At 64.4% G+C, this 15,827-nt stretch carries 13 protein-coding genes; 9 read left to right on the top strand and 4 right to left on the bottom strand.

Annotation, left to right across the window (positions count from 1 at the left end; translation table 11 throughout):
• The 9 genes from NOF55_RS06300 to NOF55_RS06260 all read left to right on the top strand — a co-directional run bounded on the left by NOF55_RS06300 (window position 1) and on the right by NOF55_RS06260 (window position 9,763).
• On the top strand, window positions 1-276 hold the full coding sequence (locus NOF55_RS06300) for a sarcosine oxidase subunit delta (protein WP_306410493.1): 276 nt from the start codon (window positions 1-3) through the stop codon (window positions 274-276).
• Entirely contained in the window at window positions 273-3,230 is a 2,958-nt protein-coding gene (locus NOF55_RS06295; RefSeq protein ID WP_306410492.1) for a sarcosine oxidase subunit alpha family protein, read from the top strand. The genes NOF55_RS06300 and NOF55_RS06295 overlap by 4 nt, the downstream gene beginning before the upstream one ends.
• A 15-nt stretch (window positions 3,231-3,245) precedes the next feature.
• Window positions 3,246-3,788, top strand: coding sequence for a sarcosine oxidase subunit gamma (locus NOF55_RS06290; RefSeq protein WP_306410491.1), 543 nt, complete (start codon window positions 3,246-3,248; stop codon window positions 3,786-3,788).
• 329 nt (window positions 3,789-4,117) lie between these two features.
• Complete coding sequence (locus NOF55_RS06285) at window positions 4,118-5,020, top strand: branched-chain amino acid ABC transporter permease (RefSeq protein WP_306410490.1); 903 nt, start codon at window positions 4,118-4,120, stop codon at window positions 5,018-5,020.
• A 4-nt stretch (window positions 5,021-5,024) separates the two neighbouring features.
• Window positions 5,025-6,416, top strand: a complete 1,392-nt coding sequence (gene livM / locus NOF55_RS06280) for a high-affinity branched-chain amino acid ABC transporter permease LivM (RefSeq protein ID WP_306410489.1) — start codon at window positions 5,025-5,027, stop codon at window positions 6,414-6,416.
• Between the two features lie 23 nt (window positions 6,417-6,439).
• Entirely contained in the window at window positions 6,440-7,297 is an 858-nt protein-coding gene (locus tag NOF55_RS06275; protein ID WP_306410488.1) for an ABC transporter ATP-binding protein, read from the top strand.
• Window positions 7,294-8,022, top strand: coding sequence for an ABC transporter ATP-binding protein (locus tag NOF55_RS06270; RefSeq protein ID WP_306410487.1), 729 nt, complete (start codon window positions 7,294-7,296; stop codon window positions 8,020-8,022). Before NOF55_RS06275 ends, NOF55_RS06270 begins: the two co-directional genes overlap by 4 nt.
• Before the next feature lie 125 nt (window positions 8,023-8,147).
• Window positions 8,148-8,501, top strand: a complete 354-nt coding sequence (locus tag NOF55_RS06265; protein ID WP_306410486.1) for a DUF6867 family protein — start codon at window positions 8,148-8,150, stop codon at window positions 8,499-8,501.
• Window positions 8,502-8,644: 143 nt separating this feature from the next.
• The gene (locus tag NOF55_RS06260; RefSeq protein ID WP_306410485.1) at window positions 8,645-9,763 is read left to right on the top strand and encodes a branched-chain amino acid ABC transporter substrate-binding protein; all 1,119 of its coding nucleotides are present in this window, start codon (window positions 8,645-8,647) and stop codon (window positions 9,761-9,763) included.
• A 66-nt stretch (window positions 9,764-9,829) separates the two neighbouring features.
• Here the strand turns inward: NOF55_RS06260 and NOF55_RS06255 are convergent, their stop codons facing one another.
• The 4 genes from NOF55_RS06255 to NOF55_RS06240 all read right to left on the bottom strand — a co-directional run bounded on the left by NOF55_RS06255 (window position 9,830) and on the right by NOF55_RS06240 (window position 15,821).
• Window positions 9,830-10,375: an AAA family ATPase gene (locus NOF55_RS06255; protein ID WP_306410484.1), complete on the bottom strand. Its 546-nt coding sequence runs from the start codon at window positions 10,373-10,375 to the stop codon at window positions 9,830-9,832.
• A gap of 147 nt (window positions 10,376-10,522) precedes the next feature.
• On the bottom strand, window positions 10,523-11,395 hold the full coding sequence (locus tag NOF55_RS06250) for a glycosyltransferase family 17 protein (protein WP_306410483.1): 873 nt from the start codon (window positions 11,393-11,395) through the stop codon (window positions 10,523-10,525).
• A gap of 117 nt (window positions 11,396-11,512) precedes the next feature.
• Window positions 11,513-12,439: a response regulator transcription factor gene (locus NOF55_RS06245; protein ID WP_306410482.1), complete on the bottom strand. Its 927-nt coding sequence runs from the start codon at window positions 12,437-12,439 to the stop codon at window positions 11,513-11,515.
• Entirely contained in the window at window positions 12,432-15,821 is a 3,390-nt protein-coding gene (locus NOF55_RS06240; RefSeq protein ID WP_306410481.1) for a hybrid sensor histidine kinase/response regulator, read from the bottom strand. Before NOF55_RS06240 ends, NOF55_RS06245 begins: the two co-directional genes overlap by 8 nt.
• Window positions 15,822-15,827: the final 6 nt, after the last annotated feature.

The raw sequence follows: 15,827 nt of genomic DNA, 5'->3' as shown, positions 1-15,827 counted from the left end.
ATGGCAAGTCTGATTTCCTGCCCGCATTGCGGCATTCGCCCCAAAGAGGAATTCACCATCCGTGGCGACGCGTCGCCCGTGCGCCCCGCACCGGAGGCGCCGGAGGAGGCGTGGTTCGCCTATGTCTACCTGCGCGACAATCCGAAGGGCCGCATTCGCGAAAGCTGGCACCACACCAGCGGCTGCCGGCGCTTCCTGATCGTCGAGCGCGACAACACGACCCATGAAGTCTTTTCGGTGACGGATGCCGCCGCAGCACGGGAGGCGGCCGAATGAGCTCCTACCGCCTGTCCTCCGGCGGTCTGATCGACCGGACTGCCGGCTTCTCCTTCAGCTTCGACGGACGCCCGATGCGGGGCTTTTCGGGCGATACGCTGGCGTCGGCCCTGCTTGCCAACAACGAGGTTCTGGTCGGACGCTCCTTCAAGTACCACCGGCCGCGCGGCATCCTGACCGCCGGGGCTGCCGAGCCGAACGCGCTCGTGACCATCGGCACCGGCGGGCGGCGCGAGCCGAACACCCGGGCGACGGTCGCCGAACTGTTCAACGGCATGGAAGCGATCAGCCAGAACCGCTGGCCGTCTCTCTCCTTCGACATCGGCGCGGTGAACGGCCTTTTGTCACCCTTCCTCGGAGCGGGCTTCTACTACAAGACCTTCATGTGGCCGGCGGCCTTCTGGGAGAAGGTTTATGAGCCGCTGATCCGCCGTGCCGCCGGTCTCGGCAAGGCGTCGATGCAGGCCGATCCGGACCGCTATGAAAAAGCCTGGGCCCATTGCGACCTGCTGGTGGTCGGCGCCGGCGCGGCCGGCCTGATGGCGGCGCTGACGGCGGCGCGCTCCGGCCTGCGGGTCATTCTCGCGGACGAAGGCTTCCGTCCCGGCGGCTCGCTCCTGTCCGAAACCGCCCGGATCGGCGGGCACCTGCCGGCGGATTTCGTCGCCTCGGTTCTCGACGAGCTTGCAAGCTTCCCGGACGTGACGGTGATGCCGCGCACGACCGTTTTCGGCTGGTACGACGACAATGTGTTCGGCGCGGTCGAGAAGGTGCAGAAGCATATTGCGGACCCGTCGCCCGACAGGCCGGTGGAACGCGTCTGGCGCATCGTCGCCAGGCGGGCCATCCTGGCGACCGGGGCGGAGGAACGGCCGCTGGTCTTCGGCGGCAACGACAAGCCGGGCATCATGATGGCGTCGGCCATGCGAACCTATCTCAACCGCTACGCCGTTGCGGCAGGGCGGCGGGTGGCCGTCTTCACCAATGGCGGCTCCGGCTACCGGACGGCGGAGGACCTGGCCGCTCTCGGCATCGAGATCGCGGCGGTCGTGGACAGCCGCGGCACGGTTCCCCAGACCACGCCGAAAGGAGCGCGGCTGATCCACAATGGCGGCATCGTCGCCACGCGCGGACGCAATCGCCTGACGGGCGTGATCGTCGAGCGGTCCGGCTTCCAGGAAACGATCGAGTGCGATGCGCTGGCCATGTCCGGCGGCTGGTCGCCGGTCATCCATCTGGCCTGCCAGCGCGGCGGAAGGCCGGTCTGGTCGGACGAGAAACAGGCGTTCCTGGCACCCGACAATGGCGAGCTTCTGGTTGCTGCCGGGGCGGCGGCCGGGCTTTCCGGTCTCGGCGAGGCACTGAAGGACGGCGCGGAGAAGGCCCTAGCGGCGCTGCGCAGCCTCGGCAAGCGGCCGAAGGCACGCGACGTGCCGGAGGTCGAGGGCGAATACGATCCGGCCTTCGCTGCGCTGTGGTATGTGCCGGGCGCCCGGCAGAAGGCCTTCGTCGATTTCCAGAACGACGTGCATGTCGCCGATCTGGGGATCGCCAAGCGCGAGGCCTACGGTTTCGTCGAGCATGCCAAGCGCTACACGACCGGCGGCATGGCGACCGATCAGGGCAAGCTCGGCAACGTCAACATGGCGGGCATTCTCGCCGGCATGAGGGGCGTGTCGCCCGCCGAGGTCGGCACAACCACGTTCCGGCCGTTCTATACGCCGGTGTCGTTCGGGGCGCTGGCAGGCCCGTCGCGCAACAGGGAATCGAAGCCGGTCCGCACCTCGCCGCTGCACGGCTGGGCGAAGAAGAACGGCGCGACCTTCGTGGAAGCCGGGCTGTGGTATCGCTCGGCGTGGTTCCCGCGGTCGGGCGAGGCGACCTGGCGCGACAGCGTGAACCGTGAAGTGCTGACGGTGCGGGCGAATGCCGGCCTCTGTGACGTCTCCACGCTCGGCAAGATCGAGATTTTCGGCGCCGACGCGGCGGAATTCCTCAACCGGGTCTACTCCAACGCCTTCCTGAAGCTGCCGGTCGGCAAGGCGCGCTACGGGCTGATGCTGCGGGAGGACGGGATCGTCTTCGACGACGGCACCACGAGCCGCCTTGCCGAGAACCACTATTTCATGACCACCACGACCGGCCATGCGGCGGAGGTCATGACCCATCTCGATTATTGCGCCCAGGCGCTGTGGCCGGAGCTCGACGTGCGCTTCGTGTCGTCTTCCGACCAGTGGGCGCAGATGGCGCTTGCCGGGCCGAAGGCGCGCACCATCCTTCAGGAGATCGTCGAGGACGATGTGTCCAACGCGGCATTTCCGTTCCTCGCCGCCCGCGAGGTGACGCTGAAGGGCGGGCTGAAGGCCCGGCTTTTCCGCATTTCGTTCTCGGGCGAACTCGCCTACGAACTGGCGGTTCCGGCCGATTACGGCGAGGCCGTCGCCGACGCCCTGATGGAGGCGGGCGGTCCGCACGGGATCTGCGCCTATGGCGTCGAGGCCCTTGCGGTGTTGCGCATCGAGAAGGGCCACGTCACCCATAACGAACTCGACGGGCGCACCATCCCGGACGATGTGGGACTGGGCAAGATGGTTTCGGCGGTCAAGCCGGATTTCGTCGGCAAGCATCTCGCCAGCCGTTTCGGGCTGACGGCGGCCGACAGGCTGCAACTCGTCGGGCTGAAGCCGGTCGATCCGAACAGCACCGTCCGGGCGGGGTCGCATATCCTGAAGGAGGGGGCGAAGCCCTCGCTCATCAACGATCAGGGCCATGTGTCCTCGGCCTGCTATTCGCCGACGCTGCAATCGTTCATCGGGCTGGCGCTGCTGAAATCGGGCCGCGAACGGCACGGGGAGAGGGTCATCGTCTGGGACGGCCTGCGGAACGAGGAGTTTCCGGCCATCGTCTGCACTCCGGTCTTCGTCGATCCGGACGGCAGCAAGCTGCATGTATAAGGGAAGGTGGGCGCGATGAATTTCATTCCGAGGCATCCGGTCGAAACCGCTCTGTCCGCAACGCCGTCGGCCGCGGGCGTCAATCATCTTTCGGTGCCGCGCAGCCGCGCGCTGTGGTCCGTTCTCGCCCACAAGGGGCACGAGGCCGCCGTCGGGGATGCGCTTCTTGCCATCGACGGCGTATCGCCGCGCTTCTGCGGGCCTCAGGAATGGCTGGCCGTCGCAGCCGGCGAGGATGCCGGACGGGTCGCGAACGCCCTTTCGGCGATCGCCGGGGCGTCCATCGCGGAGCAGAGCGGCGGACGCACCGTCTTGACCCTTTCCGGACCGGATGTACGGACGCTGCTCGCCAAATGCACGGCGGTCGATCTGCACCCCTCCGCCTTTGCCGTCGGGCGCTCGGCCAATGCGCTCGTCTGCCATGTCGGCGGCAATGTCGCGCGGCTTTCCGCCGACACCTACGAACTGATCGTGATGCGCTCCTTCGCATTGTCGGTTTTCGAGGAGCTTCGTCTCATGGGACGGGAATTCGCGCTAACGGCGAGCTTTGCCGATTGAGTCGAGTAGAAAATTTTTCCATCCGGTTAAAAAATAGTCACGGATTGCCCTGAAACCCGATAGATGGCTAGAAAATCGCCAAAGTAACAAAAAGCGGCAGAAAAATGGCTCGTCAGGGTGTTTGCCGCTTCACTTTTGCATTTAAAGCGGTATGGAATCCCCCGATCTGGAGCGCGGACATTCGCATTTGGCAAGCGAACCGTCTGCGTGCTCCGGTTGATGTTGGGCGACGCCGCCGGAACGTCCATGCGGGCACGGGCGACGGCGCTTCAAAAACAACAGACAAAAGAGATGCGCCGTAAGCCTCGCCGCATCCCAGGGGAAAATAAATGGATTATTTCATCCAGCAGCTCATCAATGGGCTGACTCTTGGCTCCATCTATGGCCTCATCGCAATCGGTTACACGATGGTCTACGGCATCATCGGCATGATCAACTTCGCCCACGGCGATATCTTCATGCTCGGTGGCTTCGCCGCCCTCATCGTTTTCCTGCTGCTCACCTCGCTCTTCGCGGGTGTGCCGGTTGCGCTGGCGCTGCTCGTCATGCTCATCGTCGCCATGCTGATGACCAGCCTGTGGAACTGGACGATCGAGCGCGTCGCCTATCGTCCGCTGCGCGGCTCGTTCCGCCTGGCGCCGCTCATCACCGCCATCGGCATGTCCATCGTGCTGTCGAACTTCATCCAGGTCGCGCAGGGTCCGCGCAACAAGCCGATCCGGCCGCTGATCACCGATGTCTACCATTTCGGCGACATCACGATCCAGCTCAAGCAGATCGTCATCATCGCCGTCACGGCGGTGCTGCTCACGGTGTTCTGGTACGTCGTCAACAAGACGCCGCTCGGGCGGGCGCAACGCGCGACCGAGCAGGACCGCAAGATGGCCGCGCTGCTCGGCGTCGACGTCGACCGGACCATTTCGATCACCTTCGTCATGGGCGCGGCGCTGGCCGCCGTGGCCGGCACGATGTACCTGATGTATTACGGCGTCGCGGCGTTCAACGACGGCTTCATTCCGGGCGTCAAGGCCTTCACCGCGGCCGTTCTCGGCGGCATCGGCTCGCTTCCCGGCGCCGTTCTCGGCGGCCTGCTGATCGGGCTGATCGAATCGCTGTGGTCGGCCTATTTCACCATCGCCTACAAGGACGTCGCCACCTTCGGCCTGCTTGCCTTCGTGCTGATCTTCAAGCCGACCGGCATTCTCGGCCGTCCCGAAGTGGAGAAGGTCTGACCTCATGGCAAACGTACTTTCCGAACCCGGCAAGGCCCCGGCCTCGCTGCTGGTCAAGGCGGTCAGGGAGGCCATGTTCGCCGGTCTCCTGACGCTGGGCCTGTTCGTGCTCTATATCGGCTTCAAGACCGATCAGGACATCTCCAACACCCTCATCATCTACGGCCGCCCCGGCCTGCTGGCGATCTTCGTGGCGATTGCCGTGGTCGGCCGTTTCCTGGTGGTCCTGTTCGTCCAGCCCTGGGTGAAGGCGCGCAGGGACGCCCGCGCCCTGTCTCCGGCGCGCGAGATCGAGACGGAAAAGGGCTTCTTCCACAAGCATTTCCTGAAGATCGCTCTCGTGGCGCTGCTGCTCTATCCGCCGTTCATCGTCTCGATCTACGGCTATCAGGGCTCGCTCAAATTCGTCGACAATTTCGGCATCCAGATCCTCATCTACGTGATGCTGGCCTGGGGGCTGAACATCGTCGTCGGCCTCGCCGGCCTGCTCGACCTCGGCTACGTGGCGTTCTACGCGGTCGGTGCCTATTCCTATGCGCTGCTGTCGAGCTATTACGGCCTGTCCTTCTGGCTGCTCCTGCCGATTTCCGGCATCCTGGCGGCCTTCTGGGGCATCATTCTCGGCTTTCCGGTGCTGCGCCTGCGCGGCGACTATCTCGCCATCGTGACGCTCGCCTTCGGCGAGATCATCCGGCTGGTGCTGATAAACTGGACGGACGTGACCAAGGGGACGTTCGGCATTTCGAGCATTCCGAAGGCGACGCTCTTCGGCATTCCGTTCGACAATTCGCCGGGCGGCTTCAACAAGATGTTCGATCTGCCGATGTCTTCGGCCTATTACAAGATCTTCCTGTTCTATCTCATCCTCGCGCTTTGCATGCTCACGGCCTATGTCACCATCCGGCTTCGCCGCATGCCCATCGGCCGTGCGTGGGAAGCGTTGCGCGAGGACGAGATCGCCTGCCGCTCGCTCGGCATCAACACGGTGACGACCAAGCTGACTGCCTTCTCCATCGGCGCGATGTTCGGCGGCTTCGCCGGCTCGTTCTTTGCGGCGCGCCAGGGTTTCGTCTCGCCGGAATCCTTCGTGTTCATGGAATCGGCGGTCATTCTGGCCATCGTCGTTCTCGGTGGCATGGGCTCGCTCACCGGCATCGCCGTCGCGGCCATCGTCATGACTGGCGGCACCGAGCTGCTGCGCGAGATGGAGTTCCTGAAGCATGTCTTCGGCAACGACTTCACGCCCGAGCTCTACCGCATGTTGCTGTTCGGCCTGGCGATGGTGACGGTGATGATCTTCAAGCCGCGCGGCTTCGTCGGCAGCCGGCAACCCTCCGCGTTCCTCAAGGAAAAGAAGGCCGTTTCCGGCTCCTTCACCAAGGAGGGGCATGGCTGATGATTATGAAGGTGAGTGAGTTCATGGCGCCTCCCGTCGATATTCTTTCGATCGAGCATCTGTCGATGCGCTTCGGCGGGCTGATGGCGATCGACGATCTTTCGTTCACCGTCCGGCGCGGCGAGATCACCGCGCTGATCGGCCCGAACGGAGCCGGAAAGACGACGGTCTTCAACTGCATCACCGGCTTCTACAAGCCGACGATGGGGATGATCCGCATGACCCGGCACGACGGGTCGGAGCATCTTCTGGAGCGCCTGCCCGATTTCGTCATCACCCGCGATGCGAAGGTCGCCCGCACCTTCCAGAACATCCGCCTGTTCTCGGGGCTGACCGTTCTGGAAAACCTGCTCGTCGCCCAGCACAACAAGCTGATGAAGGCGTCGGGCTACACGGTTCTCGGCCTGCTCGGCGCGCCGCTCTACAAGCGCGAGGCGAAGGCGGCGATCGAGAAGGCGGCCCACTGGCTGGAGCGCGCCGATCTCGTCGAGCGCGCCGACGACCCGGCCGGCGATCTGCCCTACGGCGCCCAGCGCCGTCTGGAAATCGCCCGCGCCATGTGCACCGATCCGGAGCTTCTGTGCCTCGACGAGCCGGCGGCGGGCCTCAACCCGCGGGAATCGCTGGCGCTCAACAAATTGCTCCGGTCGATCCGCGACGAGGGGACGTCCCTGCTGCTGATCGAGCACGACATGTCGGTGGTGATGGAAATCTCCGACCATATCGTGGTGCTCGAATACGGGCAGAAGATTTCCGATGGCGCGCCGGACCATGTGAAGAACGATCCGAAGGTCATCGCCGCCTATCTGGGTGTGGATGACGACGAGGTGGAAGAGGCGATTTCGGAAGTGGAAAGCCTTGACGGAGGTGACAAGGCATGAGCGGCGAAACGCTTCTGAAGGTTCAGGGTGTCGAGACCTATTACGGCAACATCCGCGCGCTGGCAGGCGTCGACGTGCATGTCGACAAGGGCGAGATCGTCAGCTTGATCGGCGCCAACGGCGCCGGCAAGTCGACGCTGATGATGACGATCTGCGGCGCGCCGCAGGCCCGCAACGGCTCGATCATCTTCGACGGCACCGACATCACCCGCATGCCGACCCATCTGATCGCGCGGCTGCGCATCGCCCAGTCGCCGGAGGGCCGCCGGATCTTCGGCCGCATGACGGTGATGGAAAACCTCCAGATGGGGGCGGGCCTCGACAGCATGAAGTATTTCAACGAGGACGTGGAGCGCATCTTCACGCTGTTCCCGCGCCTCAAGGAACGCATGAACCAGCGCGGTGGCACGCTTTCGGGCGGGGAGCAGCAGATGCTGTCCATCGGCCGGGCGCTGATGGCGCGTCCCAAGCTGTTGCTGCTGGACGAGCCGTCGCTCGGTCTCGCGCCGCTGATCGTCAAGGGCATCTTCGCGGCGATCAAGAAACTGAACCAGGAGGAGGGCCTGACGGTCTTCCTCGTGGAGCAGAACGCCTTCGCGGCGCTGAAGCTTTCCGACCGGGCCTATGTGATGGTGAACGGCAAGGTGACGATGAGCGGCAGCGGCCGCGAACTGCTCACCAACCCGGAAGTCCGCGCGGCCTATCTCGAAGGCGGCCACCACTGAAAACAGGCCCGGGGGCCGATGCGGCGCGTGGCCGCAGGCCCGGTCTCCGGTTCCGGGGTTTACGCGTTTTTGGAGCCTGCGGCCGCCGCGCATCGGACGGCGGCCCGCCTCCAGGAGGTTGAGACATGCAAGGACTTTTATTCGAGACGGCAGAGGGCGCGCGGCTGGTGCTGAGGCTTCTGGTCACGCTATTGTGTTTCTGGACGGCATGGCGCTCGGGCCGCGCCGCGGCGGACGGCTGGAGCGGTTACGGCACGGTGCTGGTCTATACGCTGATGCTGGGTTTCGCGGCCCGTTTCCTGCACTTCTCGCTCTTTCAGGGACCGTTCATCAGTCCGCTGAACTATTTTGTCGACACGCTCGTGCTGCTGATCTTCTCGACGATCGGTTTTCGCGTCCGTCGCACGCAGCAGATGGTCAACAACTATTACTGGCTCTACGAGAAGACTTCTCCTTTTTCGTGGAAGGCGAAGGATTGACAACCGTGCCGGTCATTTTCAGACTGGCGCACCTAATACCGAAGGCGGGGAACGCTAACGGATAAACCGACATCCGGAACAGCCTTGACGGGTGCTGCTGCGGAGAAAATCAACCGAACCCGTCTTTTTTTGGGAGTATTGGCATGAAGAAGTCTCTTCTTTCCGCAGTCGCGCTGACGGCAATGGTCGCCTTCAGCGGAAATGCCTGGGCTGACATCCTCGTCGGTGTCGCCGGGCCGCTTACCGGTCCGAATGCCGCTTTCGGCGCCCAGCTCCAGAAGGGTGCCGAACAGGCTGCCGCCGACATCAATGCCGCTGGCGGCATCAACGGCGAGCAGGTCAGGATCGTTCTCGGCGACGACGTTTCCGATGCCAAGCAGGCCGTTTCCGTTGCGAACAAGTTCGCCGCCGACGGTGTGAAGTTCGTCATCGGCCACTTCAACTCCGGCGCCTCCATCCCGGCCTCGGAAGTCTATGCCGAAAACGGCATCCTCGAGGTTTCGCCGGCCTCGACCAACCCGGTCTACACCGAGCGCGGCCTGTGGAACACGATCCGTATCTGCGGCCGTGACGACCAGCAGGGCGAGGTCGCCGGCGCCTACATCGCCGAGAAGTTCAAGGACGCCAAGGTCGCCATCATCCACGACAAGACCCCCTACGGTCAGGGTCTTGCCGACGAAACCAAGAAAGCCCTGAACGCTGCCGGCCTCACGGAAGTCGTCTATGAAGGCATCACGCCCGGCGAGAAGGACTATTCCGCCCTTATCGCCAAGCTGAAGCAGGCCGGCACGACGCTGATCTACTTCGGCGGCCTGCACCAGGAAGCCGGCCTCATCATCCGCCAGGCGGCCGACCAGGGCCTGAACGCGCCGCTGTTCTCGGGTGACGGCATCGTTTCCAACGAGCTTGCCGCCATCGCCGGCGATGCCGTTGCCGGCACGCTGAACACCTTCGCTCCCGATCCGCGCTCGCGTCCGGAATCGAAGGAACTGGTCGAGAAGTTCCGCGCCGCGGGCTTCGAGCCGGAAGCCTACACCCTTTATTCCTACGCCTCGCTCCAGGTGATCGCCGACGCCGCCAAGGCCGCCGATTCGCTGGACCCGGAAGCCGTCGCCACGGCGATCAAGGAGAACGGTCCGTTCACCACCGCTCTCGGTGAGCTGAGCTTCGACGAGAAGGGCGACATCACCCGTCCGGACTACATCGTCTACGAATGGAAGAAGGGCGAGGACGGCAAGTTCAGCTACTTCCCGCTCGACTGATTTCTGTCCACGACAGCAAGGGAAAGCCCGGCCTCGGCCGGGCTTTTTCCATTTTCAGGTGCGCGTTCAGGGCGGGAAGGCGGGCAAGTGCGCCATCACGAAATCCGCCCGCTCGCCGACGGATGATTTCGGCAGGAGAAGCGTCCGGTAGCCGAGGCGCGGATAGATGTCGGCAAGCCGGTCGAATTCCGCGACGGCTTCGGCGAAACCATGCTGGCGATCCTTGTCCGCCGCATAGATATCCGGCCACGGCGGTGTGAGGAAAACCGTGCGGTGGTAGGGATGCTGTTCGGCAAGCGTGGCGAGAACCGGTTCTGCCGTGGCGTTCTCCCATGCCAGGGCGGCGTCGATCAGGCCGCGATCGAAGAAGACCCAGCCGTCTCCGGCGTTTCTGATCGCCTGCCGGCGATCCCGCAGGGAAAGCGTCACGGCGCGGCGGGCAAAGCCGGCCATGTCGATCCAGGGCAGGGCGCTGCCGCCGCGCAGCCGCTCTTCGGCGACGATGCGGCGGCCCGGCTCCTCGACGGTGGCATGGCCGCGTCTGGACAATTCGGCGAGAAGGGTGGATTTCCCGCCGCCGGAGCAGCCGGAGATGATGACGAAACGGTTCATGGCGTTCCTCCGGCCCATGATCGATGGGCAGGTTGCGGCAAAACGATTGCTGTCGGGGGAAGCGGCTCTCGGAGCCGGTTCGGGCAGTCTCGGCTGGCCGGCCGTTCATGTCAAGGCTGGCCGGCGGGAGCCTTCGGATAGGAGAGCTTACCTGAACAGGAGCGGTCTGAGCTTCTTCAACTGCGCCTTGATGCTGGCCTTCAGGAATTTCGGTCGGAGGATTGCGGGGTCGGCGACACGAATGTCGTCCGGCGCCAGATATTGCCTGAAATACTCCGATTTCAGGAGTTCGTCGTAATAGGCGGGCAGGGAGGGCAATTTTCCCCAGCGGCCTGATCGATCGTATATGTCGATTCCGTTCCTGATTTTATTCAGGTATTCCTCGACGCTGACATTTGCGTAGTCCGACAGTTCCGTGTGGGAGAAACGGGAGATTTTCTCGTAGATCGTATCGATGCCGCCCAGATAGCTCAGGTGCCAGCCGGCATTGGCGATATTTCCCAGTTTGTGATTGAGCTTGCGGCTGCGGACGTGCTCGAACGTCATTCCGTCCGGCAGCACGGGCTTTTTCAAAACGATGGCGCGGCTCCAGATCGGCGCGTTCTCGCAGATGTAATCGACGTAGAAATAGCAATTGAGCATGTCCAGCCGGGCAGGGCGGAGCTTTCGCCTTGCCAGCAGGTCGGGCCGCGGGATTTCGTCGACATCCGACAGAATGATGAAATCGTCGTCGCCGGCCTTGTCGACGACGGACATCAGCGCGTTGCGCTGCGCGGCCTCGATCGTCCAGGCGGAACCCGATCCGAGGTGCGCGGACAGGTCGAACAGGGTGTAGTCGATCTTGTGGCGGAACATCTCCGGCACCCTGCCCGGATCGAACGATGCTTCCTTCGGGGTTCCCTGAAACGTATGGGTGCCTTCGACGATGACGAAAGTGTCGACATGCGGCCCGAGCAGGGCAATGCGCTCGTAGACGAGGTCTTCCCGGTCGTAGGTGAAGCAATCGAAAATTCTGGACAATTTCGCCTCCGCTCCGGCGGGATGTGATCTTCCGCTTTATTAGTTGAAACGGACGGCGCTGGCCACCGCCGATTTCCCGGATTGCCCGCCGGCAGGGATGGAAGAGATGGGCCGTCCTCAGTCGCCGTGCAGCACCTGTGCGGCGCGGACGGCGGCGGAAGCGCGGTTTTCGACGCCGAGCTTCACGTAGATCTGTTCCAGATGCTTGTTAACCGTGCGGGCCGAAAGGCCGAGGATTTCGCCGATGTCGCGGTTCGACTTGCCGCGGGCGATCCACACCAGAACCTCCGATTCCCGCACCGTCAGCGAGAAGGCGCGGCGCAGCCGCTCGTCCTCGCCGCGGTTGCTCGCGGCCGTCAGGCGGAAGAGAAATTCGTCCGGGCCGATGCTGCCGAGAAAAGCGAGTTGCAGGGTCGCCGTCTCGCCCGTGTGTGCCACGGAAAAGGGAGCGTCCTGCGCGAAGCCGGGGCGGCCGCGATCCTTCATCCACCTGCCGATTTCGGCCAGAACCTGGTCGAGGCCGTTTTCGCGTCCCGCCGCGGTGTCGGCGAGGCGTGCGGCCTGCGGCGTCGACCATTGCAGCGCGCCGTCGCCTTTCACCGCCAGCAGATGGCGGCCCGCCGCGTCGAGGGCCACCCGGGCGCTCTGGGCCGAGCGCGCATTGGCGAGATGGACGCGGATGCGGGCGCGCAACTCGTCGATATTGATCGGTTTCGTCAGATAATCGACGCCGCCGGATTCGAGCGCATGCACGATGTGGCTCGTATCGGTCAGCCCGGTCATGAAGACCACCGGCGTCTGCGCGGCGGAAGGGTTGGCCTTCAGCCGGCGGCAGGTCTCGAAACCGTCCATGCCGGGCATGACGGCGTCGAGCAGGATGAGATCGGGCGTGATGCGCTCGACGATGCCGAGCGCGCCCTGTCCCGACGTGGAGATCAGCACCGAATAGCCGGCCTGTTCCAGCGCTTCGGTCAGGAAGCCGAGCGCTTCGGGGCTGTCGTCGACCAGAAGCACGATGTCGCGCCGGTAGGCTGCCTCAGGCATCGCCCGTCTTCCTTTCGTCATCGAAGCGGTTGAGGAACGCCTCGTATCCGGTCATGTCGAAGGCCTGCGCATAGGCTTCCAGCGCTTCCGTGAAGGGGCGGTTCTCCGCAGTGGAAGCAAGTTCCGCGAGCTTGGAGCGGATGCCGCGAATGTAGCCGATTTCGCCAAGACGCCGCAATTCCTCGACATGGCCGGCGCCGGGGCTCTTGAGCGGCGGCGCTGCGGGCGCCGCCGGGGCCGCCGTCTCGTCGCCCTGATGGGTCCATTCGAGGCCGAGCATCAGCGCCAGCTTGTCGCACAGCTGGCGCAGGTCGACCGGCTTGGCGATGGCGCCGTTGTGACCGCCCTGATCGCCGACGAAGGAGCCGTCGCCGATATTGGCGGAGAGCATGAGGATCGGGGCGGTCTGGCCGGCATCGCGCAGTTTCGAGACGAGCTGCCAGCCGTTCATGCCGGGCATGGAGATATCGATCAGGAAGATATCGGGACGGATGCCTTCGATGAGTGTCAGGCAGGCCTCGCCGCTGCCGGCCGTCAGCACCACGAAGTCGAGCGGCGAGAGCACGGCATGGATCAGGTCGCGGTGATCCTCGTTGTCGTCGACGACGACCACGGTGCGGCGCGGCCCCGTATAGCCGGTGATCTTCTTTTCCGGCGGCGGGTTGGTCAGCGGCCGCTCGATGGCCGAGAGCATCAGCCGGACCCGGAAGGTCGTGCCCTTGCCATGCTCGCTCGACACCGAGATTTCCCCGCCCAGCGTGTTGGTGAGCAGCTTGGTGATGGTCAGGCCGAGGCCGAGGCCGGGCAGGGGGCGAACGCTGTCGGCCTCGCCGCGCTGGAACGGCTCGTAGATGCGGGCGATATCCTTTTCGGCGATGCCGCGTCCGGTGTCGGACACGGTGAAGGTGGCGACCTGGTTGCGGTATCCGACATCGAAACGCACGGAGCCCTCGTCGGTGAACTTGATGGCGTTGGAAAGCAGGTTGACGAGGATCTGGCGCAGGCGTTTTTCGTCGGCGCGCACATAGCGCGGCATCATGCGGGCGCGCTCGTGCTCGAAGGCCAGCCCCTTGGCGAGCGCTTGCGGGCGGAACATGTCGATGATCTGGTCGAGGAAATCCTGGATGTTGATCTCGCTGGAGTTCACCTGGAGGCGGCCGGCCTCGATCTTGGAAATGTCGAGCAGGCCGTCGATCAGGCCGGAGAGGTGGTCGGCCGAGCGGCGGATGACGCGGATGGCGGACTGGCGCGGCTGCGGAATGGTCTCGTCGCGCTCGAGGATCTGGGCGTAGCCGAGGACGGCGTTCAGAGGGGTGCGCAGCTCGTGCGAAAGCCCGACGACATAGCGGCTCTTGGCGCGGTTGGCGGCCTCGGCTACTTCCTTCGCCTGCTGGAGTGCGGTGTCCGTCTTCCTGTGGGCGGAGATTTCCTTGAGCAGCAGGCTGTTCTGGCGGAAGGATTCCTCTTCCGCGACGACCTGCGCATCGTGGGCCAGCACATAGAACCAGCACACGACGCCGGCGATGACGGAAAAGACGAAAAAGACGATGAGGATGGTTCGGTTGACCACTTCCGCCGTTTCCGGCGAGCCGGTGCCGACCTGATGGGCGATGAGGGCGAGGATCGCGCCGATGGCGGTGATGGAGGCGAAGGTGGCCAGCACGTAGCGGCCGAGCCGCGAGGTCATCCATTCCACGGCTTTCTCGGAGAGGAAGGAGCGCGCCACGCTGCCGGCCTGGGCGTTCAGCCGCGCCTTCGGCTTGCACATGTCGTGACAGCGGCTGTCGAGCGAACAGCACAGCGAGCAGATCGGCGCGGCATAGGCCGGGCACCAGGCCATGTCCTCCGGCTCGAAGGGATGCTGGCAGATGGAACAGGTGATCGCGCTCAGATTCTTCCACTGGCGGCGCGGCTTTCGGGCGAGATAGTACTTGCCGTCCGTCGCCCAGGCGATGAGCGGCGAGATGACGAAGGCGGCGACGAGGGCGATATAGGGCGCGAGCGAGGCGGCGACCGCGCCGAACAGGCCGAAATGGGCAAACAGCGCGATGCCCGCCGACAGCAGGAGCGTGCCCGTGCCGACCGGATTGATGTCGTAGAGATGGGCGCGCTTGAACTCGATGCCGGGCGGTGCGAGGCCGAGTGGCTTGTTGACGAAGAGGTCGGCGGAAATGGTGCAGAGCCAGGCGGTGGCGATGATCGAGAAGATGCCGAGCGTCTCCTCCAGCAGCCGGTAGATGCCGAGTTCCATCAACAGAAGCGCGATGGCGACGTTGAAGACCAGCCAGACGACGCGGCCGGGGTGGCTGTGGGTGAGGCGCGAGAAGAAGTTCGACCAGGCGAGCGAGCCCGCATAGGCGTTCATCACGTTGATCTTGAGCTGCGAGACGACGACGAAGGCGGCCATGAGGAGGAGCGCGGCGTTCTCGTTCGGGATCATGTAGCCGAAGGCGACGAGATACATGTGCGATGGGTCGGCGGCCTGGTCGACCGGCACGCCGCTCGACAGCGTCAGGACGACGAGGAAGGAGCCGGCGAGCAGCTTCGGCGCGCCGACGATGACCCAGCCGGGCCCGGCGAGGAAGACGGCGATGCGGTGGCGCAGCTTGCGCTGTCCTTCCGGCGGCAGGAAGCGCAGGAAGTCCACCTGCTCGCCGATCTGCGACATCAGCGCGAGGATGACGGCGGAGGCGGCGCCGAACTCGACGAGGCGGAACGGCGCGATGCTGCCGGGTTCGGCGGATGCGTGGTGGATGCCCTCGAACGCCACCCAGAGATCGAACTTGCCGGAATCCATGAAGGCGATGAAGATGAACGGCAGGATGTTGAGCACGATCCAGAACGGCTGGGTGACGAGCTGGAACTTCGAGATGAGCTGCACGCCGTGGGTGACGAGCGGGATGACGACCAGCGCGCTGACGATATAGCCGATCCACAGCGGCAGGCCGAAGGCCAGTTCCAGCGCCCCCGACATGATCGACGCCTCGATGGCGAAGAGCATGAAGGTGAAGCTGGCATAGATCAGCGAGGTGATGGTCGAGCCGATATAGCCGAAGCTCGCGCCGCGGGTCAGAAGGTCGATATCTACGCCGTGGCGGATGGAATAGCGGCTGATCGGCAGGCCGACGAACAGCATGGCAACGGAGGCGGCGACAATGGCGAAGAAGGCGTTGGTCGTGCCGTAGGACAGGGTGATCGCCCCGCCGATTGCCTCCAGCGCGAGAAACGAGATGGCGCCGATGGCCGTGTGGGAGATGCGGTCCGAGGAAAAGCGGCGGGCGCTCTTGGCGGTGAAACGCAGCGCGTAGTCTTCCAGCGTCTGGTTCGCGACCCAGCGATTGTACTCGCGCCTCACCGGAATGATGCGTTGCCGCGCCGTCATGTGGTC

The sequence above is a fragment of the Ectorhizobium quercum genome (assembly GCF_026552795.1).
GTDB lineage: Bacteria > Pseudomonadota > Alphaproteobacteria > Rhizobiales > Rhizobiaceae > Ectorhizobium > Ectorhizobium quercum.
The sequence above is the reverse complement of the archived record's forward strand: the minus strand, read 5'-3'. Positions and strand labels throughout refer to the sequence as shown.

Coding starts and splice junctions, on each gene's coding strand:
- NOF55_RS06300 (WP_306410493.1), top strand. CDS start 1: ATGGCAAGTCTGATTTCCTGCCCGCATTGCGGCATTCGCCCCAAAGAG.
- NOF55_RS06295 (WP_306410492.1), top strand. CDS start 273: ATGAGCTCCTACCGCCTGTCCTCCGGCGGTCTGATCGACCGGACTGCC.
- NOF55_RS06290 (WP_306410491.1), top strand. CDS start 3,246: ATGAATTTCATTCCGAGGCATCCGGTCGAAACCGCTCTGTCCGCAACG.
- NOF55_RS06285 (WP_306410490.1), top strand. CDS start 4,118: ATGGATTATTTCATCCAGCAGCTCATCAATGGGCTGACTCTTGGCTCC.
- livM (WP_306410489.1), top strand. CDS start 5,025: ATGGCAAACGTACTTTCCGAACCCGGCAAGGCCCCGGCCTCGCTGCTG.
- NOF55_RS06275 (WP_306410488.1), top strand. CDS start 6,440: ATGGCGCCTCCCGTCGATATTCTTTCGATCGAGCATCTGTCGATGCGC.
- NOF55_RS06270 (WP_306410487.1), top strand. CDS start 7,294: ATGAGCGGCGAAACGCTTCTGAAGGTTCAGGGTGTCGAGACCTATTAC.
- NOF55_RS06265 (WP_306410486.1), top strand. CDS start 8,148: ATGCAAGGACTTTTATTCGAGACGGCAGAGGGCGCGCGGCTGGTGCTG.
- NOF55_RS06260 (WP_306410485.1), top strand. CDS start 8,645: ATGAAGAAGTCTCTTCTTTCCGCAGTCGCGCTGACGGCAATGGTCGCC.
- NOF55_RS06255 (WP_306410484.1), bottom strand. CDS start 10,375: ATGAACCGTTTCGTCATCATCTCCGGCTGCTCCGGCGGCGGGAAATCC.
- NOF55_RS06245 (WP_306410482.1), bottom strand. CDS start 12,439: ATGCCTGAGGCAGCCTACCGGCGCGACATCGTGCTTCTGGTCGACGAC.
- NOF55_RS06240 (WP_306410481.1), bottom strand. CDS start 15,821: ATGACGGCGCGGCAACGCATCATTCCGGTGAGGCGCGAGTACAATCGC.